At 62.3% G+C, this 21,700-nt stretch carries 23 protein-coding genes; 13 read left to right on the top strand and 10 right to left on the bottom strand.

Translation table 11 applies throughout. The annotated features are described in order from the left end of the window. Positions 1 to 76 precede the first annotated feature (76 nt). Together AC1DCM_RS24965 and AC1DCM_RS24960 are read left to right on the top strand one after the other, a co-directional pair. Complete coding sequence (locus tag AC1DCM_RS24965; protein WP_224164618.1) at positions 77 to 1,201, top strand: LLM class flavin-dependent oxidoreductase; 1,125 nt, start codon at positions 77 to 79, stop codon at positions 1,199 to 1,201. Further along, a complete protein-coding gene (locus tag AC1DCM_RS24960) occupies positions 1,201 to 1,677 on the top strand; it encodes a MarR family winged helix-turn-helix transcriptional regulator (protein WP_477515125.1) in 477 nt (158 codons plus the stop codon). Before AC1DCM_RS24965 ends, AC1DCM_RS24960 begins: the two co-directional genes overlap by 1 nt. Positions 1,678 to 1,727: 50 nt before the next feature. Here the strand turns inward: AC1DCM_RS24960 and AC1DCM_RS24955 are convergent, their stop codons facing one another. Beyond that, a complete protein-coding gene (locus AC1DCM_RS24955; RefSeq protein ID WP_477515124.1) occupies positions 1,728 to 2,534 on the bottom strand; it encodes a transglutaminase-like domain-containing protein in 807 nt (268 codons plus the stop codon). 70 nt (positions 2,535 to 2,604) lie between these two features. Further along, complete coding sequence (locus tag AC1DCM_RS24950) at positions 2,605 to 3,471, bottom strand: hypothetical protein (RefSeq protein WP_477515123.1); 867 nt, start codon at positions 3,469 to 3,471, stop codon at positions 2,605 to 2,607. 63 nt (positions 3,472 to 3,534) lie between these two features. Between AC1DCM_RS24950 and AC1DCM_RS24945 the strand changes: the two genes are divergently transcribed. The 4 genes from AC1DCM_RS24945 to AC1DCM_RS24930 all read left to right on the top strand — a co-directional run bounded on the left by AC1DCM_RS24945 (position 3,535) and on the right by AC1DCM_RS24930 (position 6,425). Next, positions 3,535 to 4,209 (top strand): DUF1684 domain-containing protein, encoded by a 675-nt coding sequence (locus AC1DCM_RS24945; RefSeq protein ID WP_477515122.1) that lies wholly within the window; start codon positions 3,535 to 3,537, stop codon positions 4,207 to 4,209. Positions 4,210 to 4,336: 127 nt separating this feature from the next. Further along, positions 4,337 to 4,984 carry a DM13 domain-containing protein gene (locus tag AC1DCM_RS24940; protein ID WP_477515121.1) on the top strand — a complete coding sequence of 216 codons (648 nt, stop codon included), beginning with the start codon at positions 4,337 to 4,339 and terminating at the stop codon, positions 4,982 to 4,984. An 89-nt stretch (positions 4,985 to 5,073) separates the two neighbouring features. Next, positions 5,074 to 5,922 (top strand): fumarylacetoacetate hydrolase family protein, encoded by an 849-nt coding sequence (locus AC1DCM_RS24935; RefSeq protein WP_477520095.1) that lies wholly within the window; start codon positions 5,074 to 5,076, stop codon positions 5,920 to 5,922. 17 nt (positions 5,923 to 5,939) lie between these two features. Next, positions 5,940 to 6,425 carry a GtrA family protein gene (locus AC1DCM_RS24930; RefSeq protein WP_477515119.1) on the top strand — a complete coding sequence of 162 codons (486 nt, stop codon included), beginning with the start codon at positions 5,940 to 5,942 and terminating at the stop codon, positions 6,423 to 6,425. An 18-nt stretch (positions 6,426 to 6,443) separates the two neighbouring features. On the opposite strand, the gene AC1DCM_RS24925 is transcribed toward AC1DCM_RS24930, so the two are convergent. The 6 genes from AC1DCM_RS24925 to AC1DCM_RS24900 all read right to left on the bottom strand — a co-directional run bounded on the left by AC1DCM_RS24925 (position 6,444) and on the right by AC1DCM_RS24900 (position 12,911). Beyond that, on the bottom strand, positions 6,444 to 7,610 hold the full coding sequence (locus AC1DCM_RS24925; RefSeq protein WP_477515118.1) for a cysteine desulfurase family protein: 1,167 nt from the start codon (positions 7,608 to 7,610) through the stop codon (positions 6,444 to 6,446). A gap of 5 nt (positions 7,611 to 7,615) precedes the next feature. Beyond that, positions 7,616 to 8,506 (bottom strand): carboxylating nicotinate-nucleotide diphosphorylase, encoded by an 891-nt coding sequence (gene nadC / locus AC1DCM_RS24920; RefSeq protein ID WP_477515186.1) that lies wholly within the window; start codon positions 8,504 to 8,506, stop codon positions 7,616 to 7,618. A gap of 10 nt (positions 8,507 to 8,516) precedes the next feature. Further along, on the bottom strand, positions 8,517 to 10,256 hold the full coding sequence (gene nadB / locus AC1DCM_RS24915; RefSeq protein ID WP_477515117.1) for an L-aspartate oxidase: 1,740 nt from the start codon (positions 10,254 to 10,256) through the stop codon (positions 8,517 to 8,519). A 46-nt stretch (positions 10,257 to 10,302) separates the two neighbouring features. Further along, on the bottom strand, positions 10,303 to 11,610 hold the full coding sequence (nadA, locus tag AC1DCM_RS24910) for a quinolinate synthase NadA (RefSeq protein ID WP_431115589.1): 1,308 nt from the start codon (positions 11,608 to 11,610) through the stop codon (positions 10,303 to 10,305). Next, positions 11,607 to 12,326: an NUDIX hydrolase gene (locus tag AC1DCM_RS24905; protein WP_431115590.1), complete on the bottom strand. Its 720-nt coding sequence runs from the start codon at positions 12,324 to 12,326 to the stop codon at positions 11,607 to 11,609. Before AC1DCM_RS24905 ends, nadA begins: the two co-directional genes overlap by 4 nt. A 111-nt stretch (positions 12,327 to 12,437) precedes the next feature. Then, entirely contained in the window at positions 12,438 to 12,911 is a 474-nt protein-coding gene (locus AC1DCM_RS24900; RefSeq protein ID WP_216923913.1) for an Lrp/AsnC family transcriptional regulator, read from the bottom strand. 176 nt (positions 12,912 to 13,087) lie between these two features. Between AC1DCM_RS24900 and AC1DCM_RS24895 the strand changes: the two genes are divergently transcribed. The 5 genes from AC1DCM_RS24895 to AC1DCM_RS24875 all read left to right on the top strand — a co-directional run bounded on the left by AC1DCM_RS24895 (position 13,088) and on the right by AC1DCM_RS24875 (position 17,911). Beyond that, entirely contained in the window at positions 13,088 to 14,473 is a 1,386-nt protein-coding gene (locus AC1DCM_RS24895; protein ID WP_477520094.1) for an amino acid permease, read from the top strand. Between the two features lie 138 nt (positions 14,474 to 14,611). Further along, on the top strand, positions 14,612 to 15,664 hold the full coding sequence (locus tag AC1DCM_RS24890) for a thiamine pyrophosphate-dependent enzyme (RefSeq protein ID WP_477515115.1): 1,053 nt from the start codon (positions 14,612 to 14,614) through the stop codon (positions 15,662 to 15,664). Continuing rightward, positions 15,657 to 16,757, top strand: a complete 1,101-nt coding sequence (locus AC1DCM_RS24885; protein WP_477520093.1) for an alpha-ketoacid dehydrogenase subunit beta — start codon at positions 15,657 to 15,659, stop codon at positions 16,755 to 16,757. The genes AC1DCM_RS24890 and AC1DCM_RS24885 overlap by 8 nt, the downstream gene beginning before the upstream one ends. After that, positions 16,750 to 17,079, top strand: coding sequence for a biotin/lipoyl-containing protein (locus AC1DCM_RS24880; RefSeq protein WP_431115594.1), 330 nt, complete (start codon positions 16,750 to 16,752; stop codon positions 17,077 to 17,079). The genes AC1DCM_RS24885 and AC1DCM_RS24880 overlap by 8 nt, the downstream gene beginning before the upstream one ends. 1 nt (position 17,080) lies before the next feature. Further along, positions 17,081 to 17,911, top strand: a complete 831-nt coding sequence (locus tag AC1DCM_RS24875; RefSeq protein ID WP_477520092.1) for an alpha/beta fold hydrolase — start codon at positions 17,081 to 17,083, stop codon at positions 17,909 to 17,911. Between the two features lie 14 nt (positions 17,912 to 17,925). On the opposite strand, the gene AC1DCM_RS24870 is transcribed toward AC1DCM_RS24875, so the two are convergent. Next, positions 17,926 to 18,339, bottom strand: coding sequence for a MarR family transcriptional regulator (locus AC1DCM_RS24870; RefSeq protein WP_431115597.1), 414 nt, complete (start codon positions 18,337 to 18,339; stop codon positions 17,926 to 17,928). A 69-nt stretch (positions 18,340 to 18,408) separates the two neighbouring features. On the opposite strand from AC1DCM_RS24870, the gene AC1DCM_RS24865 reads away from it, so the two are divergent. Then, positions 18,409 to 19,092, top strand: a complete 684-nt coding sequence (locus AC1DCM_RS24865) for a phosphoribosyltransferase (protein ID WP_477520091.1) — start codon at positions 18,409 to 18,411, stop codon at positions 19,090 to 19,092. 85 nt (positions 19,093 to 19,177) lie between these two features. On the opposite strand, the gene AC1DCM_RS24860 is transcribed toward AC1DCM_RS24865, so the two are convergent. Further along, complete coding sequence (locus AC1DCM_RS24860) at positions 19,178 to 20,512, bottom strand: MFS transporter (RefSeq protein WP_431115599.1); 1,335 nt, start codon at positions 20,510 to 20,512, stop codon at positions 19,178 to 19,180. Positions 20,513 to 20,760: 248 nt separating this feature from the next. Between AC1DCM_RS24860 and AC1DCM_RS24855 the strand changes: the two genes are divergently transcribed. Continuing rightward, on the top strand, positions 20,761 to 21,507 hold the full coding sequence (locus tag AC1DCM_RS24855) for an IclR family transcriptional regulator (RefSeq protein ID WP_477520090.1): 747 nt from the start codon (positions 20,761 to 20,763) through the stop codon (positions 21,505 to 21,507). Positions 21,508 to 21,700 lie beyond the last annotated feature (193 nt).

Below are 21,700 nucleotides of genomic sequence, written 5' to 3'. Positions count from 1 at the left end.
GATACATGCAAATGCATCTAGTTTGGGATACACTGTTTACAGAGCCCGGGACCACGGGCAGGGAGAAAGGCACATCATGCAGATCGGCGTATTCAGCGTCAGTGACATCACCACTGACCCCACCACGGGCCGCACGCCCACGGAGAACGAACGCATCAAGGCCTCCGTTGCCATTGCCAAAAAGGTCGAAGAAATCGGCATGGATGTCTACGCCATTGGCGAGCACCACAACCGCCCCTTCTTCTCATCCTCCCCCACCACCACACTGGCCTACATCGCAGCCCAGACCGAGCGCATCACGCTGTCCACGGCCACAACCCTGATCACCACCAATGACCCGGTCAAGATCGCCGAGGACTTTGCGATGCTGCAGCATCTCTCCGATGGCAGGGTTGACTTGGTGCTTGGGCGCGGCAACACAGCGCCTGTATACCCCTGGTTCGGAAAGAACATCCAGGACGGGATCGAGCTGGCGATCGAAAACTACAGCCTGCTCCGCAAGCTGTGGGATGAAGATACGGTCAATTGGTCGGGCAAGTTCCGCACACCCCTGCAGAACTTCACATCTACACCGCGCCCCCTCGACGGCGTTGCCCCCTTCGTCTGGCACGGATCCATCCGCACGCCGCAGATCGCCGAAGTAGCTGCCTACTACGGTGACGGCTTCTTCGCCAACAACATCTTCTGGCCCAAGGAGCACTACCAGCAGTTGATCGGCCTTTACCGCGAGCGCTACGAGCACTATGGCCACGGCACGGCAGACCAGGCAATCGTGGGCCTGGGTGGCCAGTTCTTCATGAGGAAGAACTCCCAGGACGCCGTCAAGGAGTTCCGCCCATACTTCGACAACGCGCCGGTGTACGGTCACGGTCCTTCCTTGGAGGACTTCACCTCACAGACACCCCTGACCGTGGGCAGTCCGCAGGAAGTCATCGAGAAGACGCTCACCTTCCGTGAGTTCTTTGGCGACTACCAGCGGCAGTTGTTCCTGATCGATCACGCAGGTTTGCCCCTGAAGACCGTCCTGGAGCAGCTTGACCTCTTCGGCGAGGAAGTCCTTCCCGTGCTCCGTAAGGAATATGCTGCGTTGAAGCCGGCCAACGTGCCGGACGCGCCGACGCACGCTTCCCGCGTTGCTGCGGCCATGGAGGCCAGCGTCAACGAGTCCGCTCCAGCTGGAGCCCCGGGTCAGGAGGCCTGATGTCCAGCCCTTCGGCGTCCTCCGCCGTTCGCCTCGCCGCCGAGACCTGGGAGTCGCTGTTCCGCTCCCAGGTGGCGGTGATGCGGAAACTTCAATCAGGTCCGGCGTTCAAGTCCCTGCCCGTCAAGGAGTATGACGTCCTGTTCACGCTCTCGCGATGCCCTTCCGGCCAGCTGCGGTTGAACGAGATCAATGACAAAGTGCTGCTGAGCCAGTCCAGCCTGAGCCGTTTGGTGGACCGTCTGGAGAAGCGCGGTTTGGTGGAGCGGACAACAGCGCCCGACGACGGCCGTGGAGTGCTGCTGTCCCTCACCGAATCAGGCAGCGAGTTGCAGAAAACAATTGGTCGGGAACACGTGCGCGATATTGCCCAATTGGTCGGGCCGGCGCTAACTGTCCAGGAGCAGCGGGAGCTGTTGCGGCTGACGGAGAAGCTGCGGGCCTCGGTGGCAGGACACCAGCCAATGCACGGGTAGGGGTGCCGGTCTCCGTCATCTCAGCGCAGGTCATCTCAGCGCAGGTCATCTCAGCGCAGGCGGACGAGCTGCCGTGGATCCTCCCTTGGGAGCTCACCGTTGACTGATGCACTGACCTTGAGGGTCTTCAGCGACAAGCTTCCACCCACTGTGGACAAGAAGGCTGTATCTGAAGAATCCCGTCCTGCCGTAATGCGAAGCATGGACTCGCGGGGCGCCAGCCCTGTGGGGTCGATGATGTGCCATTCGTCGTCGATGTAGGCCTCTGCCACAGCGTGGAAGTCCATGGGGCTCAGACCGGGTGCGTACACAGCCGCGAGGCGGGCGGGGACATCCTTGGACCTCAACAGGGCAATGGCCAAATGGGCGAAGTCACGGCATACACCCCGGCGGTGGAGAAGCGTCTCCACCGCCCCGTCGGTTCCTCGCGAGGATCCACTGACGTAGCGCAGCTCTCCATTGACCCAATCGCGGACAGCGTGGAGCAGTTCGGCCCCGCTAAGACTGCCGAACTCGGCGTAAGAGGTGGGCAGCAACCGATCAGATTCGGCGTAGCGGCTCGGCCGGACGTACCGGATGAGTTCCATGGGAGAGGGTGTGTCGCGGTCTGCGAAGCCGTGGACCGTTGCTTGGTAGTCAACCGTCACTTCACTGGGCTCCGCGAATTCCATGTATTGGAAGCGGCCCCCGTGATCGTCGCTGAGTTCAGCGAAGGGAATCTCGTTCCCATCCAGAGTGATGGAGAGTGTTTCCGTCACTGACTCGTACCCCGGATTGTTGGCCACGGCGATGGCCATGGCCACTTTCGTGTTGGCTACAGTCTTGAAAACGAGCTTGGCAGCAACGTTGCGTTCCATTGATCTCCGGGGTGGGTTGCGGCGGGACAGCCCCCGATGCCGCCGTTGTATGGATCAGCCAACCGCAGGACTACAGATTGACCTTCAGAGACAGTAGCATCCGTTGGACGTTGGCGAATTCAGAATCATGGGCGACGTACTTCGCGGCCAGGTCCAACGTGTCAAAAGTCTTTGCCGGGGCTACTTTTTCATCGGCGGCGAAGGCATGGACCGCTGTGACATCCCCGAAAGAGTAGTCGCCCTTGCCGGAAGGTCCCTGAACGCGGTTCCTCAGTTCGCAGGCCTGGCCGTCGGCACCAGCCACCATGTTGGTGATGCCGAAGGAACCGAAGAATTTGTACCCTTGGATCACGCGGAAAACGACGCGGGGATCGATGGTGTCCGGACCATCGGCGTGCGGAACATCCAGTGGCACACTGCTGATAACAACGTAGGGATGGCTTTGGCCGGCGGGGCAAGCGATCGGCCCTGCAGGAGTCAGTCCTGTCTGCAGGGTTGCGATGTATCGGCCCCCGCCATCTTTGACTTCGACCTTCAGGGCGCCTGGCAGTGAACCAGCTTCAGCCGTGCCAGTCTGGGCAATCCAATCCTCAGGGAGTTCGAAGCTGACCTTTTTAGCGGGATCCGTGTAGGTCTTCCAGGTCAACGCCGTGGCTGCCGGGCTCGGGTCAGAGCTGGATGCAGCGCTTGAGCCGGGTGTCGCGGACGATGGGCTGGAGACGGCGCCTCCTGACGGCGTCGTACTTTTCGACCCGGAGCCTTGGGACGGCAGGCCTGACTCTGAACTATTGGGATGGGAGTCGGAAGTCTGGGAAACCTGTGGCCCCTTGTTTTCAGTGGAACAGGCCGCGGTAGCCGTAAGCAGGACGGCGCCCAGTACCAATGCGCCGAGCCGAAGCTTCGACGTCATGCCGTTCGGGTGGATAGTGCCGTTCATGCGCACAGCTTATCGGCGGGGAAGGACCCGACACGGGATTTGACGGCGTACTAGGCTGAAGACATGGCTCCCGATCAGCATGACGCATTCGAGGACAACATGCCCACCATGTCCGCCGTTGACGTTGCGGATTGGCGGCTGCGGACCTTCGCCCTCTATGACCATGTGCGGCAACTGGCAGCTACGGATCCGTTCGATGCACACAACTATTGGCGCCAGGAGCGGGACCGGATGTTTGCTACCCATCCCGCATCCGCCCTGACAGCAGAGATGAAAGCATCCTTCTCCGGTTTGCGCACGGCCGACTACGATCCCGCATTCCGCATGTACGTTCCGCTGTCACCGGAGGGTACGGGACAGGAAATGAATGTTGAAACAGGGACCGACGGCGTAGTTCCGTTTGTGAGGATCGGAACCTTTGAGTTGCCCGGACTCGGATCCCTGGCCGTTTGGCGGCTCCGAAGCTACGGCGGCGGCATCTTCGTGCCTTTTCGCGACGCTACCGCAGGCAAAGAGGGTGGAAGCTACGGCGCCGGAAGATACCTTTTGGACACAGTGAAGGGCGCCTACCACGGTGTTCGCCGCATCGATGAACGGCAGGAGTTCATTGTGGACTTCAACTTCGCCTACAACCCGTCTTGCGCCTACAACGAAGCCTGGGCATGCCCCCTTGCCGGACCGGCCAACCGGCTCGCAGCCGAGGTACCAGTGGGTGAGCTGTATTTGGGAGAAGGCTAACGCCCCCTGAAGCCAGCCGCCTTGAGCGGCCGACACTGCGTGTTGCTTGAGAGGGCCGGGCGCAGTGTCACGGAACCGTAAGTTCTGGAGCACCCTGGGCCAGACCGTAAAAGCCTAGCCTTGGAGCATGAACAGAATCGGGCGGATGATCCGTGCCCACAGGATCCTTGCCAGCATGGTGGGCGTGGCGATCGTGGTCCTGGTCATCGTTGGGGCCGCACTGTTCCAGCCCTGGCGGCTGTTTACGAGCAGCAGCGTGAACGAGGCCCTGCCGGGGGCTCCTCCCGCATCAACATTGGCGACACCTCCCAATGCACCGGCTTCCAACGCACCGGCTTCCAATGCACCGACTTCTGATACACCGACTTCCGAGGCACAGGGCAACGGCTCGCCTGCCCCCAACACGTCTGCCTCAACGCCAGCAGTCACGACCGATCCTGTGGTGCTGGGCTTCGGCAATTTCCAATCCCAGGAGCATCAGACTTCTGGTACCGCACAGCTCCTGGAACTGCCCGATGGCTCCCGTGTGCTGAGGTTGGAAAACCTGGCCAGCAGCGATGGCCCGGACGTCAAGGTCTGGCTCAGCAGCCTTGAAGCAGGAGGCGATTGGTACAAGTACCGCTCGGGCCGCTATGTGGACCTCGGTGCCATCAAGGCCACGCATGGGAATCAGAACTATGTCATCCCCTCTGGCGTGGACCTCTCCGGCCTGTCATCGGTGGTGCTCTGGTGTGACCGTTTCAGCGTCGCCTTCGGATCGGCGCAGCTTGCCTGACTCGTTGCTGGGCCACGTCTGCGCCCTTACCTGGGGTCTTAGGGCGTAAAGCGGACCCCGCAACACGTTGCAGGACGTAGGATGTCATCATGACTTCCCGCCTTCCCCGTCGCATCGCCCGCGTCCGCCCCTTGGATTCACAGGATCCCAACGAGCAATTCTTCGTTGCCAACGACGCCCGGGACTTCGAATCCGAGGCTGGGAAGCACTGGCTGGTTATCGATTCACCTTTCGGGGCATCAAGGGCAAACGCGAGTGGCCCCTCGCGGCACGGTTGGGAACCAGGGACTGGGGTGCGGGAGGATTCTTTCACTTTCCTCGCGCCTTCAGTGCCGGCCAACGTCTTTGGTATGGCCCACAACACCGGGCAAGCTGGCAGAGACCTTCAACCACAGGCATTTCACAAAGCCGCGTCCAGCGTCATCGGCCCCGGCGAAGCGATCCAGCTGAGTGCGAACGTTGGTCATGTTGACCCTGAAGCCGAGCTGACGGTCGTCGTCGGACGTACAGCGCGAGGCCTGACGCTGGAAACGGCGGGTTCGGCAATCCTGGGCTACACCATCGGGAACGATGTCTCTGCACGCGACCTCCAAAAGACCGACGAACTCTGGATCAGCGCGAAAAGCCAGGACACCTTTACGCCTGCAGGTCCGTGGATCGTCACGGACTTGGACGCCGCAGATCTTTCCATCGGGATCGTCCACAACGGCACCAAGCTCAAAACCGCCAGCACCGCGGACCTCGGTTGGAAAGTGGACGAGATCATGGTCTACCTGTCCTCGTTCATGACCCTCCAGCCCGGCGACCTGGTCCTGACTGGCTTCCCCGCCGAGTGCGCGCGCATTCAGCCAGGTGACACCGTGGTGTGCCGGGTGGAAGGAATTGGAGAGCTCTCCAACCCCGTCACCACCGCTTCCTGGGAGGACGTGCCCGCATAGTGTGTCAGGCTTAACTCATGGAGACAGCCGCAGACGCCACCGAACTGCGCCCGCCTCCCTTACAAAAGCCTCCCAGCAAGCGGCCTCCCGGCCTCCTCAAATACCCCGTGGTGCGGCAACTGCTTCGCTTCACCGGCGTCGGAATTCTCTGCACGGCGAGTTCGCTTGCCCTCTACGCGTTGCTGCGTCCCTGGATCGACCCGCAGCTTGCCAATGCCGTGGCATTGATCGTCACCTCGCTCATGAATACAGCCCTGAACCGCAGGCTGACCTTCAAGATCAGCGGCAGCAGGAAACGCGGCCAGGACCACATGCATGGGCTGATTGTCATAGGCATTGCCCTGGTCATCACTGGAGGGAGCTTGGGCATCCTGCATCTCATCCACCCCGAGGCTACTGTCAGTGAAGAACTCTGGACCACGACTCTCTCCGGCTTCGTCGCCACAGGAGTCCGGTTCACCCTGTTGAGGCACTGGATTTTCCGCCGCGCCCGCCACGTGTGACTACGCGGCGGGGTGTGATTAGTTGGCTTGGGGAGACGCCAGGTTCCGGACACGCCCGACGGCGGTTTCCGCGGCTCCGGCAGCTTGCTCGAGTTCGGCTTCGGTAACAGTTGAGGTGAAGCTGAAGCGGACGGCTGTCTGGGCTACCTCCGGGGCAATGCCCAACGCCAGCAGAACCGGTGACGGCGCATCAGATCCGGCAGCACAGGCGGAGCCGCTGGAGCAGACCACGCCGAGTCGTTCCAGCTCAAGCAGGACTGATTCGCCGCTGGTTCCAGGAAAGCAGAACGATGCGATCGATGGCAGCCTCTGGCTTCGATGCCCTGTCAGCATGGCACCCGGGATGGTTTGAAGGATGCGCGAGACGAACCGCTCCCGCAGCTCAGAAACCCGCGAGGCCAGCTCCGGCTGCTCGCCAAGGCTCAAAGTCAGAGCGGTGGACAACGCCACGGCCCCGGCTACATTCTCTGTTCCGGATCTCTTTCCCCGCTCCTGGCCTCCCCCATGAACCAACGGCTCCACGCGCATCCGGCCCTTCGTGAACAGGACTCCGGATCCCTTGGGCGCGCCCAGCTTGTGGCCGGAAATACTCAGCGCATCTACGCCAAGAGCCTTGACGTCCAAGCTCAGCCAGCCGGCGGCTTGGACAGCGTCTGTGTGGAAGGGGATGCCAAACCCGTGAGCTACGGCTGCAAGGTCCGCAACGGGCTGGACCGTACCAATCTCGTTGTTCGCATACATGATGCTCACCATGGCTGTGTCCGGCCGAAGGACGGCGCGGAGCGCCTCCACCGTGACCAGTCCGTCCCCGTCCACCGGCACAACGTCCACCGTGAAGCCATGCACGCGTTCTAGGTAGCGGGCTGATTCTTCCACCGCGGGATGCTCAATGGCGCTTATCACTACCCGCTTCAGCGAGGGATCGGCTGCCTGCCGGGCCAGTGCGATTCCCTTGACGGCCAGGTTGTCAGCCTCGGTGCCACCCGAGGTAAAGGTCACCTCGCCCGCGCGGCAATTAAGCACCTTCGCGACGGCGGATCTCGCCCCTGCGAGCGCCGTGGCCGCCGCTTCACCCAGGCTGTGGTGGCTGGATGGGTTGCCAAACTCGCCGCTAAGGTACGGCCACATGGCTTCGAGTACCTCGCGCCGGACCGGCGTGGTGGCTGCAGCGTCCAGGAAGATCATGGAAGTCAGACTGCTTTCAGCTCTGCATCGGTTCGCAGCTCAATATCCAGCCCGAGGTCCAGTGCCGAAACACTGTGCGTCAGCCCCCCGATCGAGATGACGTCCACGCCGGTTGCCGCAATCTCTGCCACGGTGTTGAGGTTGACGTTGCCGCTGGCTTCCACGTTAGCCCGTCCATCTACCTGCTTGACGCCTGCCCGCAGTTCATCGATGGAAAAGTTGTCCAGCATGATGGTGTCCACTCCCGCGGCCAGCACGGGTTCGATCTGATCTGCCCGGTCAACCTCAACTTCAAAGTGTGTGGTGTGTCCCAGCTGGGCTTTGGCGGCCACGAGCAGTTCAGTCAGTTTTGCGGGGTCTCCGCCGGTCATGACAGCCAGGTGGTTGTCCTTTGCCAGCACAGCATCCGAGAGGCTGTAACGGTGGTTCGCTCCCCCGCCGCAGCGGACGGCATAGCGTTCCAGGACACGCAGGCCGGGCGTTGTCTTGCGGGTGTCCGTGATCCGGGCGCGCGTTCCTTCAACCAGCCTGACGAATTCCGCAGTCTTGGTGGCAATGGCGCTCATCCGCTGCACCAGGTTCAGTCCGACACGTTCTGCCAACAGTACCGAGCGCGCACTGCCGGTGACGCGGGCGAGGTGCGTGCCGGCGTCGAACGCTTCACCGTCCGCCAGCAGCAGCTGGACGTCCGTGTCCGGGTCGACGAGCTTCATGGCGTCACGGAACACCGTTCCACCGCTGAACACGCCCGGGACGCGGGCGTTCAGGACAGCAGTGGCACGCGCCCCGGCGGGGATCAGTAGCTGTGAGGTGATGTCGCCGCTGGGAGCGTCCTCCGCGAAGGCCCGTTCCAGAATGTCCCGCACAGGCGCTGTGGGAAGGGTCAGGTTGGTCATGGAGGTCAGGTCAGTCATTGACGAGGCTCGCTTTCCGGCTCATGGTGTAACGCTTGTCAAAATCGTCGACGGCGGCTGGTTCGCTCACGCCGTCACTGCGGTAGTGGGCCCCAAGCGACTCCCGCCGCTCCCGCGCCGCATGAACGAGCAACTGCGCAGCCAACAGCAAGTTGGCATCCTCGTGCTCCCGAGGATCCAATGAGTCAGGCACCTCCAAGGGAACAACTTCTCCCTCCCAAGAACCAAGAGCTTCTGCGGCCTCTGCCAACAACTCACCGGTACGCAACACGCCAGCCTTCGCGGTCATCAAGCGACGAAGTGCCTGCCGGGAAAACCCGCCTGGAAGTGCTGCCGCTGGGGCGGTTTCGTTGAAAAGGCCGCTGCGATCGTCGTCTGGCGGGGTCCCGGCAGCGTGCGTAAAAGCGAGGCCGCCCGCGGCCGAGTTAGCACGCAGAGGGACTCCGTTAGGCGACCCACCGTGTTCACCGCTAAGGAAGGCAGAAACAGCCCGCCGCCCAAACACGAGCCCTTCGAGCAAGGAGTTGCTCGCCAACCGATTTGCCCCTTGAACCCCGGTACAGGCAACTTCACCGGCCGCCAACAGTCCAGGAACAGAGGTCCGGCCGTAAAGATCGGTCACCACCCCACCCATCCAGTAATGCGCTGCTGGAGCGACGGGTACAGGCTCGCGGCTCCAGTCCAAGCCGGCTTGGCGGGTGCGTTCGCTGATGGTGGGGAAGCGCTTCTCGAGGAAGCCCTTCCCACGCTGTTCCTCGATGACGGTTGCATCGAGGAAGACGTGACCGTTGGGGTCACCGAGTGCTGCAAGGTGCAGGGCTATGCTCCGGGAGACGACGTCCCTGGGGGCGAGCTCGCCGTCCGGGTGGTAATCGGCCATGAACCGGCGTCCGGTGGCGTCCACGAGAATGGCGCCTTCGCCGCGTACTGCCTCGGAAATGAGCAGGGGGTCAGTGTTGCCTTCTGCTTCAAGGGCATCCCCTGTACGGACCATGCATGTGGGATGGAACTGGAAGAATTCGAGGTCGGCCACCTCGGCGCCGGCCCGCCACGCCAGGGCGAGCCCGTCGGCTGTGGCTACGGATGGGTTGGTTGTTTGTGCGAACAGTTGACCGGCTCCACCTGTTGCGAGGAGCACTGCGTCAGCCTGAAGGGTCAGTTCCCGGCCATCGTGCATGTACTCGACACCGGTGACGCGCTCCCCGTCGTAGGACAGTGAAGTCACCTGCGCATGCCCGATTACCTGGATTCGTCCGGTCGCGTGGAAGTCCAGCACGGTCTTGATCAGGGCGGCTGCAACGCGGGCACCTGTGGCGTCGCCCCCGGCGTGGAGGATACGCGGGGCAGAGTGGGCGGCTTCGAGTCCCAGGGAGGGATCRCCGTCGTCGTCAAGGTCGAAACGGACGCCGAAGCGTCCAAGTCCGGCAATGTCCATCCGGGCCTCGGTGCACAACACCCGCACGGCTTCCTCGTCGCAGTGGCCCGCACCGGCATTGAGCGTGTCGGCGATGTGGGCAGCAACGGTATCCCCCGGAGCCGGCTCCTCCAGAACAGCCGAGATGCCGCCCTGTGCCAAGTACGTATTGCTGTCCGCGAGCGCGCCCTTGGTGAGCAGCACCACTTCGGCTCCGGCTTCGGCGGCCAGCAGCGCTGAGTACAGCCCCGCAATGCCGCTTCCGACGACGATCAGCCGCTTGGGCTGGTGCCCTCCAGCGAGGCTTCCTGAGGTCATGTGAGGCTCGATTCGGATCGTCCGGAAGACCGGTGTTGGTAGCAGGTTAGGCAGGCTTGGCCGCCAGCATGCGCTCCAGCGCAATTTTGGCGTTGTCCTGTACGGCGTCATCCACGGTGATGCGGTTGACGATGCGTCCTTCGACGAGTTCCTCAAGCACCCAGGCGAGGTAACCCGGGTGGATGCGGTACATGGTGGAGCAGGGGCAGATCACCGGGTCCAGGCAGAAGATCGTGTGCTGTGGGTTTTCTGCAGCCAGCCGGTTCACCATGTTGATTTCGGTACCAATGGCGAAGGTGGTGGGTTCGGTGGCCGCCGCGATGGCCTTCTTGATGAAGTCGGTGGACCCTGCAGAATCGGCAGCATCCACAACTTCCATGGGGCACTCGGGGTGCACGATCACGTTGACGCCGGGGTGGTCGAGCCGGGCTTTTTCAATCTGGCCCACGTTGAAGCGCTTGTGCACCGAGCAGAAGCCGTGCCAGAGGATCACCCGGGAGTCCAGCAGCGTTTGTTCGTCGTTGCCGCCCAGTTCCTTGCGGGGGTTCCACATAGGCATCTGCTCCAGGGGGACGCCCAGGGCCTTGGCAGTGTTGCGGCCCAGGTGCTGGTCGGGGAAGAACAAGACGCGCTGCCCACGCTCGAAAGCCCATTCCAGGACCACTTTGGCGTTGGAGGAGGTGCAGACAATTCCGCCGTTGCGGCCACAGAAGGCCTTCAGCGCAGCAGAGGAGTTCATGTAGGTGACGGGGATGACCGGAACGCGGCCCTGGGCGTCGGTGTCCGTGCCGAAGATTTCTTCGAGCTGTTCCCAGCATTCCTCTACGGAGTCCTCATCAGCCATGTCTGCCATGGAGCAGCCAGCCGCCAGGTTGGGCAGGATGACTGCCTGTTCGGGCGTGGAAAGGATGTCCGCAGTTTCAGCCATGAAGTGGACGCCGCAGAAGATGATGGCTTCAGCATCGGGCTTGGTCAGTGCAGCATTTGCGAGCTGGAAGGAGTCACCCACGAAGTCGGCGTACTGGATAACTTCGTCACGCTGGTAGAAGTGGCCCAGGATCACGGCGCGGTCCCCGAGCGTCTCTTTGGCAGCCCGGATACGGGCATCCAGTTCAGCATCCGTCGCCCGCTTGTACTCTTCCGGGAGCTGTCCCTGCCGCGGCGTCTCCTTGGGAGCGACGTCGCTGCTGGAGGCTCCCGGTCCGTAAGCGGGGGCACCGGCAAGAGCCTCGGCAAGGTCGTACTCCCAGGGCCCTTTGGCCAGGGCCGGGCTGCAGGTGGATCCTGCGCGGGAAAGGCCCTTCTCGGCTTCCTCCCGCGTGATCAGCTGGACGGCAGTGTTGACGCTGCTCATGGTGTACTCCTGTTATCTGGTCCGAGACCGGGCGTGCCGGTGAAGCGGTAGAGGCGTGGCGGACGGTGTTTTCCGCCCTGCAGGTATTCACCGGTTTCTTCAATGTCCGGTGTGGCTTTGATATGGCGGCGGAAGTTTGCCGGATCCAGTTGGCGGTCCAGCACTGCTTCGTAGACTTCACGGACCTGCGCGAGGGTGAAGAACTCTCCCAGCAGGTGGTAGGCGATGGAACCGTAGGCCATCTTGTTGCGCAGACGCCAGAGTGCGTAATCCACAATCGCGTTGTGGTCGAAGGCGAGTTCGCCGAGCCTGTCCGCCCGGAACCACCGCACATTTTCCGATTCGTCCGCGAGGGCGGCTTCGGTTGGCTGGACGAGTGCCCAGTAGACGATCGACACGACGCGCTGGCTGGGCGAGCGATGCAGACCGCCGAAGGCGTAGAGCTGCTCCAGGTACTGCGGTGCCAGCCCTGTGGTTTCGCGAAGATTGCGCGATGCGGCGTCCTGGAGGGATTCATCATGGGCCAAAGGCCCGCCGGGAAGGGCCCACAAATCCTTGTAGGGTTCCCGGATCCTTCGCACCAGTGGCAGCCAGAGCGTGGGGCGGCCCGATGTTTCGCTGGGACGGAGGGCGAAAATCACCGTTGAGATTGCCAACGACGGCGGCGCCAAGCGGCGTTCAGCAACGTTCGCCGAGATCGGATTCACGGCGTTCACCTCGCTTCGTCGCCGTCTGGAGACTTCCTCCACACACTGGAATCTTAGTTAAAGTCATCTTGACTAGAACTAATGGTACGACTCTGCAGCCTCTTGGCAAAATGCCCTGCGTCACACTGACTTGGCGGCAGCTTCCATCAGCGGCAGGGTGCGGCCCTGGATGTGGCTGTTTAGCACGATGACGGAGGAGCAACGTACCACGGATTTGGTGGCGATCATCGCGTCCAGCACCCGCTGCATATCAGGATTTGAGCGCGCTGCGATGCGAACCATCAAATCGGAATTTCCCGTCACGGTGTGCACTTCAATGATCTCCGGGATGGCGCTAAGGCTCTGAATAATGGCGTCGTGACCGATCTCCTGGGTAATGGTGACCGAACAGAACGCCACCACAGGGAAGCCGAAGTTGGCCGGATCCGGCTGGGGAACCCAGGAGCCAATCACCCCGTTTTCGATCATCCGGTCAATCCGGGACTGCACCGTAGCCCTGGCAACCCTCAGCACCCGGGATGCCTCCAACACGGAGGACCTCGGCGAATCAGTGAAAAAACGTACAATTTTTGCATCAAGCGCATCGACCAGCATCAAAGTTCCTGTCCCCGGGGATTCTTACCCATCACATCGCCACAGCAAAAAGTGATGTATCTTACAAACTGCGAGAATTATTCCACGGCTCTTGCTGCGTCGTCGACGCCCAGCTTGCTCAGCCCAAGAGGCAAGCTCGCTACACCGAGTATGAAATCCATAGAAGGTAGACACGTATGACAACGAAGTCCATCGCGGCTCCTGCCCAAACATCCGGCCTTGGCCATTCTCTTAAGCCACGCCAACTCACCATGATGGGGCTCGGGAGCGCCATCGGAGCGGGCCTCTTCCTCGGCTCCGGCGCAGGCATCCAGGCCGCCGGCCCGGCGGTCCTGATCTCCTACCTCGTGGCAGGAACCTTGATCATCCTGGTCATGTGGGCCCTGGGCGAGATGGCTGCCGCAAATCCCAACAGCGGAGCATTCTCCGTCTACGCCGAAAAAGCCATGGGCAAGACCGCTGGCGGCACCATTGGCTGGCTCTGGTGGCTGCAGCTGGTGGTGGTCATCGCAGCCGAAGCACTGGGCGCGGCAGGCCTGCTCTTCACCGTGTGGCCGGTGATTCCGGTGTGGGTGCTCGCCCTGGTGTTCATGGTGGTGTTCACCGGCATCAACCTCGTAGGTGTCCGCAACTTTGGCGAGTTCGAATTCTGGTTCGCGATTCTGAAAGTCGCGGCAATCGTCATCTTCCTCCTCATCGGCGCCACCCTGCTGTTCGGCTGGCTGCCCAACGTTGCCTCCCCGGGACTGTCGGCCTTTGGGGACTTCGCCCCAAACGGAATCGGCGGCATCGCGGCTGCTCTGTTCGTGGTGATCTTCGCTTTCGGCGGAACGGAAATCGTCAGCGTCGCCGCTGCCGAAACAGAGAACCCCGCGCACAGCGTCGGCAAGGCTATCCGGACTGTAGTTTGGCGCATCCTGGTCTTCTACATCGGCTCTGTTTTCGTCATCGCAGCGGCTCTTCCCGTTGGCTCGGAAGGACTGAAGTCCCCCTTCGCGGGCGTACTGGATCTCGCGGGTATCCCTGGTGCCGGCGCTGCCATCACCCTGGTGGCCGTAGTTGCCCTGCTTTCCGCCCTGAATGCCAACCTGTATGGCGCCTCAAGGATGATCTTCTCCCTGTCAGAGCGGGGCGAGGCTCCTGGCTTCCTGTCCAAGCTGAGCGCCTCCAAGGTGCCGGTAGCCGCCGTCGGGATTTCCGTTGCTTTCGGCTTCATCGCGACCGTCCTGGAGCTGCTCTTCCCCGAGCACGTACTGCCGGCGCTCCTGAACCTCGTGGGCTCCACATGCCTGGTGGTGTGGGGCACTGCTTTGGTTTCGCAGTTCATCCTGCGCCGCAGGGCGGACCGCGAGGGAACCGAGCTGCCGCTGCGCATGAAGGGCTTCCCGGTCCTCACGGTCGTGGGGATCGTCCTGTTGGGAATCATCCTCGTGGTGGGCTTTGCCAACCCTGAGAGCGCCGGCCAGCTGATCGGCACCTTCATCCTGATCCTGGTTATCGCCGCAGGATGCTTCCTCAACGCCAAGACGAAGGCCGGCAAGCAGCCACTGCATACGAAGTAGCCGCCTGTTCATTGAAACCAAGAGGTCCTGCGCAATTTGTTTTGCGCAGGACCTCTTTGCGTATCCAAATTGTACAAAGTGTTTCGTTGAAACTGAGCTGATTGCGCACGCCCATTGTTGGTGACTAGGGTCACAACCATGACTACCAACAACGTGCTCGCCGCCGTCGATGAGGATGCCGCGCCGCTCACGCACGAACAACTTCGTGAGCTCTATTCCCTGATGGCCTCCGTCCGCCACCTGGACACCGCAGCCGTCGCCTGGCAACGCCAGGGCATCATTCCCGGCTATGCGCCCCAGATTGGCCAGGAAGCCGCGCAGGTAGGCAGCGGATATGCAGTTGACCGGACGCGCGACTTCGTGTTCCCCACATATCGCGAGATGGGCGTGGCCCGGGCAATGGGCCTGGACATGGTGGGCTACATGTCCACGCACAAAGCCACGTGGCATGGCGGAATGTACAACCCGCTGGAATCCCGCTTCGCTCCCATCCAGGCTGTAGTGGCCGGATCGGTATTGCATGCTGTTGGCTGGGCGCACGGCCAAACCCTCTCCGGAAAGCCCGACGACGAACGCGGCGTTGCCATGACATACTTCGGCGACGGAGCATCCTCCCAGGGCGATGTCCACGAGGCCATGAACTTTGCTGCTGTGATGAAGGCGCCAGTGGTCTTCTTCATCCAGAACAACGGCTGGGCAATCTCCGTCCCCACCGAACGCCAGGTTGCCGGCGGCTCAGTCGCTGCGCGGGCGGCCGGATACGGGATTCCTTCCCTGCAGGTGGACGGCAACGACGTCGTCGCAGTCCATGAGGCCACACGTTCGGCTTTTGCCCATTGCCGCGCCGGTAACGGTCCTGTCGTCATCGAAGCGATGACCTACCGCCGTGGGCCCCACTCCACGGCGGACGACCCCGGGCGTTACCGCACCCTGGAAGAGGAACGGCTCGGTGCCGGCGAAGATCCCCTTGAGCGCTTCAAGCAGCGCCTCCTCGACGACGGCATTGCGGATAACGCATTCTTCGCCGATGCGCAGCAGCAGGCCCAGGAGGAAGAGGAAGCCATTCGCGCGGGCATCGAAGCCCTTGCGCCCCGTCCCGGGGCCGAGATGTTCAGCCTCGTCTTCCAGGAACCAACGCCCACCCTTCAATCCCAGGCAAGTGACTGGCGCAAGGAGTCCGAACATGTCTGAGACAGCCACGGCACTATCGTTCGCTCCCGGGTCGGTCACGATGGACACCGAACCCGTCCTGCACCTTTCCATGCAGCAGGCACTGAACCGAGCGCTTGACGAGATCCTGGCCGACCATCCCAAAACGGTCATCTTCGGCGAGGACTGCGGCCGATTGGGCGGCGTTTTCCGGATTACCGACGGCCTGCAGGCCAAGCACGGCGAAGAACGGGTCTTCGATACCCCACTGGCCGAGTCCGCCATCCTGGGCATGTCGGTGGGACTGGCCATGGCAGGCTTCCACCCCATCCCCGAAGTACAGTTCGACGGCTTCGCCTACCCGGCCATCAACCAGATCGTGTGCCAAATCGCCCGGATGAACTACCGCAGCCGCGGCACGCTCCCGATGCCGATCACGCTCAGGGTTCCCAGCTTCGGCGGAATCCGCGCTCCGGAACACCACGGCGAAAGCCTTGAAGCCCTGTTTGCGCACGTTCCCGGACTGAAGGTGGTTTCGCCTTCCACCCCACATGACGCCTATCACCTCCTCAAGTACGCAGCCACGCGCCCGGATCCCGTCATCTTCATGGAGCCCAAGTCCCGCTACTGGCAGAAGGGTCCGGTAGACCTCAACAGTCCTGCTCCCGGTCAAGCACCTCCGGATCAAGCAGAGCCCGACGCCGGCATGGACGACGCCGGCAGCCTCACCGGCGCCCGGGTTGCGCGGGAAGGCCGTCACCTGACACTCGTCGCCTGGGGCGCCATGGTGGCACGGTGTCTCCAAGTTGCCGAACTCGCAGCGGAAGACGGCATCGACGTCGAAGTCCTGGACCTGCGTTGGCTGAAGCCAATCGACGCCGAAGCCCTGGCGAGGTCCGTCGGAAAGACGCGCCGCGCCGTCGTCGTCCACGAAGCTCCCTTGACCTCAGGCCTCGGCGCCGAGGTCGCCCAACTGATCACGCAGCATTGCTTCCAAACGCTGAAGGCGCCCGTGGAGCGCGTGACCGGATTCGACGTACCCTATCCCTCCGGTGACCTGGAGGACGAATACATTCCCAACATCGACCGCATCCTCTTTGGGATCCAACGCGTACTGGAGTACCGCCGTGGCTGAACTTTCCTTCCCGCTCCCGGATCTGGGCGAAGGCCTCATCGAAGCGACCGTCCTGGATTGGCTCGTATCGCCGGGCCAGCAGGTGGAGCGCAACCAGCCCATTGTGGAGCTGGAAACGAGCAAGTCCGCACTCGAATTGCCCAGCCCGCAGGCGGGTAAAGTGGTGCGTATTCATGGGGCGCCGGGCGAGACCATCAACGTCGGCGAACCGCTGATCGTGTTCGAGGTACCGGATGACACCGCCGGGATCGTAGGCACGGTTCCGAAGGACGAAGCACCCAAGCGCCGGGTCCGCCTGAGCGCCGTACTCGATGAGGACTGACATGATGACCGGCAGGCACACCGTGGAACAGCACAGGCACACAGTTGAGGGCACCGATCCCGAATTGTTCGTTGAAGTGCATGAACCCACCACCGATGCCGGACTACGACCTGTCCTGTTGATCCACGGCTTTTCCTCGTCCAGCAAACTTAACTGGGCGGACAGCGGCTGGATCACGGCCCTCCAGGACGCCGGACGCCGGGTCATTACCGTGGACCTGCCAGGCCACGGCAGGAGCCACTCCCCCGAGGACCTGGACTCGTACACGCCCAGCCGGATCCGTGCGGACCTTCTCCAGATCGCCACAGACGCCGGAGCGCGGCCACTGCGCGACGGCGATCCTTCCACAGGACTGGACATCGTGGGCTACTCCTTGGGATCCCGGCTGGCTTGGGAATTCGCCGCGACCCAGCCGGACCTGGTTCACCGGATCGTCCTGGGCGGACCCAGCTCAGCGGATCCGTTGGCAGCTTTCGACCTCGCTGCCGCACAGCGGCACCTGGCTGATGGCACACCCATTGAGGACCAGTCCACCGCCGGGCTGCTGAAGATGGCTCAACTATTGCCGAGCAATGACCTCTTCGCGTTGCTTTCGCTCATCGAGGCCATCAAGGGTGAACCGTTCGATCCTGACGAGGCTGCACCGCACGTGCCCATCCTCCTGGTTGCCGGCGAAAAAGATGATCGCGCGGCCACCATGCCCGAACTCGCGCACCTGGCCGGCAAGCGGGGGGCCTTGGTGGAGACCCTTGTGGTCCCCGGACGCACCCACACGAACGTGATCACAAGCAGGGCTTTCAAGGAAGCTGCCATCGAATTCCTTGGCGTGTAGCGATTGCGCCGGCGCTAACGGCTCAACCGCTCCGCGTTCAGGCTCATTCGTTCCAGGACGCTCAACGCCATGGCGTATTCATCGATTCCTATGCCCATGGAAAGGTCCTGGCGGGCGGCTTCCACATAGCGGAGGGCTTCGTGGTATTTTTCGCGGCCGAGCTCGCTGAGCGCCAAGCGGTCATCGATCATGGTGATCATGCCCCTGCCCACCAAGGAGGCAAGCTCCCGCTCCCGCAGGCGCGTGTCATTGCCCCAGAACGGGCGCAGGATCTCATCCAGCTCATCAGGACGGACGGTTCCCTCTGCCAAAGTGCCCAGGGTCTGCCACTGCCGCCGGCTCAGCTTGACCCGGGCCAGCGTGGCGTCGAGTTGGAGTTCCAGTGCGGCGTCGAGCCTCTTGATCCAATATCCAATGGGCTTGTTCACAAGCCCATGCTTCCAGCGGATGCCTCACCCGGCAAGCTTTGAACGGTAGGCTGGAAGCAGCCAAATTACGTGGAAGTGGGGCAAATGGGCATGCGTTTCAAGGACCGGACGGAAGCCGGCCGGCGCCTGGCCGAAGGACTCCCCCAGTTCAGGGAACGGCCAGACACGATCGTCCTTGGTCTGGCGCGTGGAGGTGTCCCGCTGGCCGTGGCGGCCTCCTCCGCGTTGTACTTGCCCTTCGGTACGATTTTGGTCCGCAAACTGGGGATACCTGGCCGCGAGGAGACTGCCTACGGCGCACTGGCGTGGTGCCAGGGCGACGTCGTCCGCATCGTCAACAAACCGCTCAAGGAACATGTCCTTGCCCATGGCATCAGCCAAGCCGCGTTGGATGCAGTAGAGGCACATGAACGCGCCGAACTACTTCGGCGCGCAAGGCAGTACCCGGGAATCGAGAACGACCTTCGGGGCAAGACCGTCATTCTGGTGGACGATGGCCTGGCCACCGGCGCAACAATGCGTGCTGCCGTGGAGGCCGTGCGGGCATCAGGTGCCCGCACTGTGGTCGCCGCCGTGCCCGTGGCATCGCTGGAAGCCGCAACATCCTTGGCACGGGTCTGCGACTTCATGATGGCACTGCACACGCCAGGCAAATTCCATGCTGTTGGTTCGTTTTACGAGCGTTTTGAACAGTTGACGGACGACGACGTCGTGGAGCAGCTGGAAGGCGCAGAGGCCCCGAGGGCGAAATAGCTGCTTAACGCCCGAGGCGGGCCCGGTTTCACAACCGCGCCCGCCCGGAGAATCAATGTGTTGCTGGACTGGATCTCTTGTTCGCCTAGTGATGAACACTGAAGCCGAGGGGACGGCCCTTGGTTTCCTTGGCAAGAATCACGCCCACCGCTGAGATGATGCACAGGCCCATGATGTACAGGCCGACTGATCCGGACCACTTGGTGGCGTCCAACAAAGCCTGGGCAATCAACGGGGCGAAGGCACCACCGAGAATGGCACCCAAGGCGTAGCCAATGGAGATTCCCGAGTAGCGGACGTGTGCAGGGAACATCTCGGCGTACATGGCTGACATGGGTCCATAGGACAGGCCAAGCCCAATGGTGAGGACGAACAAAGCTGTTCCGTAGAGCACGATGTCCTTGGAATCGATCAAAGCAAACATGGGGATCATCCACGCGAACACCAGGCCGTAACCGAGCAGGAACGTCTTTACGCGGCCAATCTTGTCCGAAAGCCAGCCTCCCACCATGGTGAAGATGAGCCAGCCGAAGGAGGCAACCGTGGTGGCGAGGAGGACCTGCGGCGCCGGCATCTTCAGCGCCTTGGTGGCGTAGGAGATAAAGAAGGCGATCAACAGGTAGCCTGCGGCGTTGTTGGCGATGAAGATAAGTGCCGCGAGGATTACCTCCTTCTTGTTATTCCGGAACAGCTCGCTCAGGGGCGCCTTGCTTTCCGCCTTGCGCTGCGCGATTTCCTTAAAGACGGGGCTTTCCCCGACTGCGCGGCGGATGAGGTAGCCCACCACAATCAGGACCACGGAGAGCAGGAACGGCACACGCCAACCCCAGGCGGCAAAGTCTTCCTTTGACATGCCCGACTGCAGGAAGAACAGGAGGCCGGTTGCCAGGATCATGCCGATGGGCACACCGATCTGCGGGTAAGCACCGAAGAGTCCGCGCTTGGAGATCGGAGCGTGCTCCACAGCCATCAGGGCGGCGCCACCCCACTCGCCACCGGCCGAGAAGCCCTGGACCACCCGCAGGGTGATCAGCAGAATCGGAGCCCAAAGCCCGATTGTCCCGTAGGTAGGCAGCACGCCGATCAGCGCCGTCGCCGCCCCCATCATGACAAGTGTCATGACCAGGACTGCCTTGCGTCCCAGCCTGTCGCCGAGGTGTCCGGCAACGAAGGCGCCGAGTGGCCGGAAGAGAAAGCTGATGCCAATGGTGGCGAAGGACAGAATTTGCGCCACTCCTGGGTTCGACTTTTCCAGCGGAGTCAGGAACAGCGGCGACAACAGCGTTGCCGTGAGCTGGGCAAAGATAAAGAAGTCGTACCACTCGATGGTGGTGCCGACCAAAGTCCCCGCCAGGACCCGGCGCTCTTCGCGCTTACTGCTTGGGCCCGATGCAGAGTCGACAGTGGAAGTTGCGGTCATTGGAACTCCAGGGGTGAGAGTGACTGGTCGGTGCGTGACTTGCATTAACCGACAGAACGGTCAGTTAGGAAAGGCTACTACATGCCGTGACCCAGCGCACAGCATTTTGTCTCGGCACAACGAGAAACATGAAGCTCAAGAACACCAATGTTCTATAGTTGAATAGCCATTTCGTATATGGAACGATATCCTGATGGGGCGTGCAACACAAGAGTTGTCCGCCGCATGCCGTCACCCGCCAACATAGGATGGTTCGCATGAGTCCCCGCAGCGACGTCAAGAGTCCGCAGGAAGCAGCAAGCCAGGCCCCGCCGTCGCAAACCCTCTCACGGGGAATCCGCGCACTGGAGATCCTTGCCGAAGCCGAACGCCCGCTCAGCATTGCCAAACTCGCCGAGGCCCTGGGGGTGCACCGCTCTGTTGCCTACCGCATCCTCCGGACGCTGGAGGACCACTCGCTGTTGATCAGGGACGATTCAGGCCGCGTCCAGCCGGGTCCCGGACTGGCGGTGCTGGCACGTGGCGTCTCGCGCAACCTGCAAACAGCTGCTCTGCCCGAGCTCACCCAACTGGCGAACACCCTGCACATGACCGCCTTCTTGGCTGTTTGGGACCATCAGGAATGCGTTACCTTGGTCACCGTGGAACCGCGCCACTCGGGCGCCGCACTCGCCCAACATCCGGGAAGCCGCCACCCCATCGGCATTGGCGCACCCGGTATCGCCATCCAATCGACCATGACCGAGGACCGATGGCACCAAGTAGGAGCAGGTATCCCCTACCGCGCCGAAGCGCACGAAGCCCGGCGCGCCGGCTACGCCACCAGCCACGACGAAGTCATCGCTGGATTGTCATCGATCGCCGCTCCCATCCACGTCCCGGGCGGAAGGCCGGCCGCTATCGCCGTCGTCTATATCCGTCTCGACCAGGACGCTGACGCCGTAGGTAAGGAGTTGGCTGCGAGCGCTATGCGGATCGAGAGCCAGTTGGCCTGAATCGCGGGAACCCCATACTCAACACGAAGAAAGCCCCGGCACCCGGCGGTTTCTAGGGGTCGTTGCAACACCTGTTGGTTAGGTGGTTAGTAGTAAATCACGTAAACGCTCGGCGGGAGTTTTCCAGCCGAGCGTTTTGCGTGGGCGGCCGTTGAGTTCCTGGGCAACGTGTTCGAGGTCTTCCGGACCGTGG

This window comes from Paenarthrobacter sp. 10N417, from assembly GCF_056394745.1.
The sequence above is the reverse complement of the archived record's forward strand: the minus strand, read 5'-3'. Positions and strand labels throughout refer to the sequence as shown.

What these genes read in the sequence shown, in the direction of transcription:
- AC1DCM_RS24960 (WP_477515125.1), top strand. Translation starts at nt 1,201, where the DNA reads ATGTCCAGCCCTTCGGCGTCCTCCGCCGTTCGCCTCGCCGCCGAGACC.
- AC1DCM_RS24860 (WP_431115599.1), bottom strand. Translation starts at nt 20,512, where the DNA reads ATGACCGCAACTTCCACTGTCGACTCTGCATCGGGCCCAAGCAGTAAG.
- nadA (WP_431115589.1), bottom strand. Translation starts at nt 11,610, where the DNA reads ATGAGCAGCGTCAACACTGCCGTCCAGCTGATCACGCGGGAGGAAGCC.
- AC1DCM_RS24855 (WP_477520090.1), top strand. Translation starts at nt 20,761, where the DNA reads ATGGTTCGCATGAGTCCCCGCAGCGACGTCAAGAGTCCGCAGGAAGCA.
- AC1DCM_RS24965 (WP_224164618.1), top strand. Translation starts at nt 77, where the DNA reads ATGCAGATCGGCGTATTCAGCGTCAGTGACATCACCACTGACCCCACC.
- AC1DCM_RS24875 (WP_477520092.1), top strand. Translation starts at nt 17,081, where the DNA reads ATGATGACCGGCAGGCACACCGTGGAACAGCACAGGCACACAGTTGAG.
- AC1DCM_RS24900 (WP_216923913.1), bottom strand. Translation starts at nt 12,911, where the DNA reads ATGCTGGTCGATGCGCTTGATGCAAAAATTGTACGTTTTTTCACTGAT.
- AC1DCM_RS24930 (WP_477515119.1), top strand. Translation starts at nt 5,940, where the DNA reads ATGGAGACAGCCGCAGACGCCACCGAACTGCGCCCGCCTCCCTTACAA.
- AC1DCM_RS24945 (WP_477515122.1), top strand. Translation starts at nt 3,535, where the DNA reads ATGGCTCCCGATCAGCATGACGCATTCGAGGACAACATGCCCACCATG.
- AC1DCM_RS24895 (WP_477520094.1), top strand. Translation starts at nt 13,088, where the DNA reads ATGACAACGAAGTCCATCGCGGCTCCTGCCCAAACATCCGGCCTTGGC.
- AC1DCM_RS24935 (WP_477520095.1), top strand. Translation starts at nt 5,074, where the DNA reads ATGACTTCCCGCCTTCCCCGTCGCATCGCCCGCGTCCGCCCCTTGGAT.
- AC1DCM_RS24950 (WP_477515123.1), bottom strand. Translation starts at nt 3,471, where the DNA reads ATGAACGGCACTATCCACCCGAACGGCATGACGTCGAAGCTTCGGCTC.
- AC1DCM_RS24925 (WP_477515118.1), bottom strand. Translation starts at nt 7,610, where the DNA reads ATGATCTTCCTGGACGCTGCAGCCACCACGCCGGTCCGGCGCGAGGTA.
- AC1DCM_RS24885 (WP_477520093.1), top strand. Translation starts at nt 15,657, where the DNA reads ATGTCTGAGACAGCCACGGCACTATCGTTCGCTCCCGGGTCGGTCACG.
- nadC (WP_477515186.1), bottom strand. Translation starts at nt 8,506, where the DNA reads ATGACCAACCTGACCCTTCCCACAGCGCCTGTGCGGGACATTCTGGAA.
- AC1DCM_RS24890 (WP_477515115.1), top strand. Translation starts at nt 14,612, where the DNA reads ATGACTACCAACAACGTGCTCGCCGCCGTCGATGAGGATGCCGCGCCG.
- AC1DCM_RS24955 (WP_477515124.1), bottom strand. Translation starts at nt 2,534, where the DNA reads ATGGAACGCAACGTTGCTGCCAAGCTCGTTTTCAAGACTGTAGCCAAC.
- AC1DCM_RS24940 (WP_477515121.1), top strand. Translation starts at nt 4,337, where the DNA reads ATGAACAGAATCGGGCGGATGATCCGTGCCCACAGGATCCTTGCCAGC.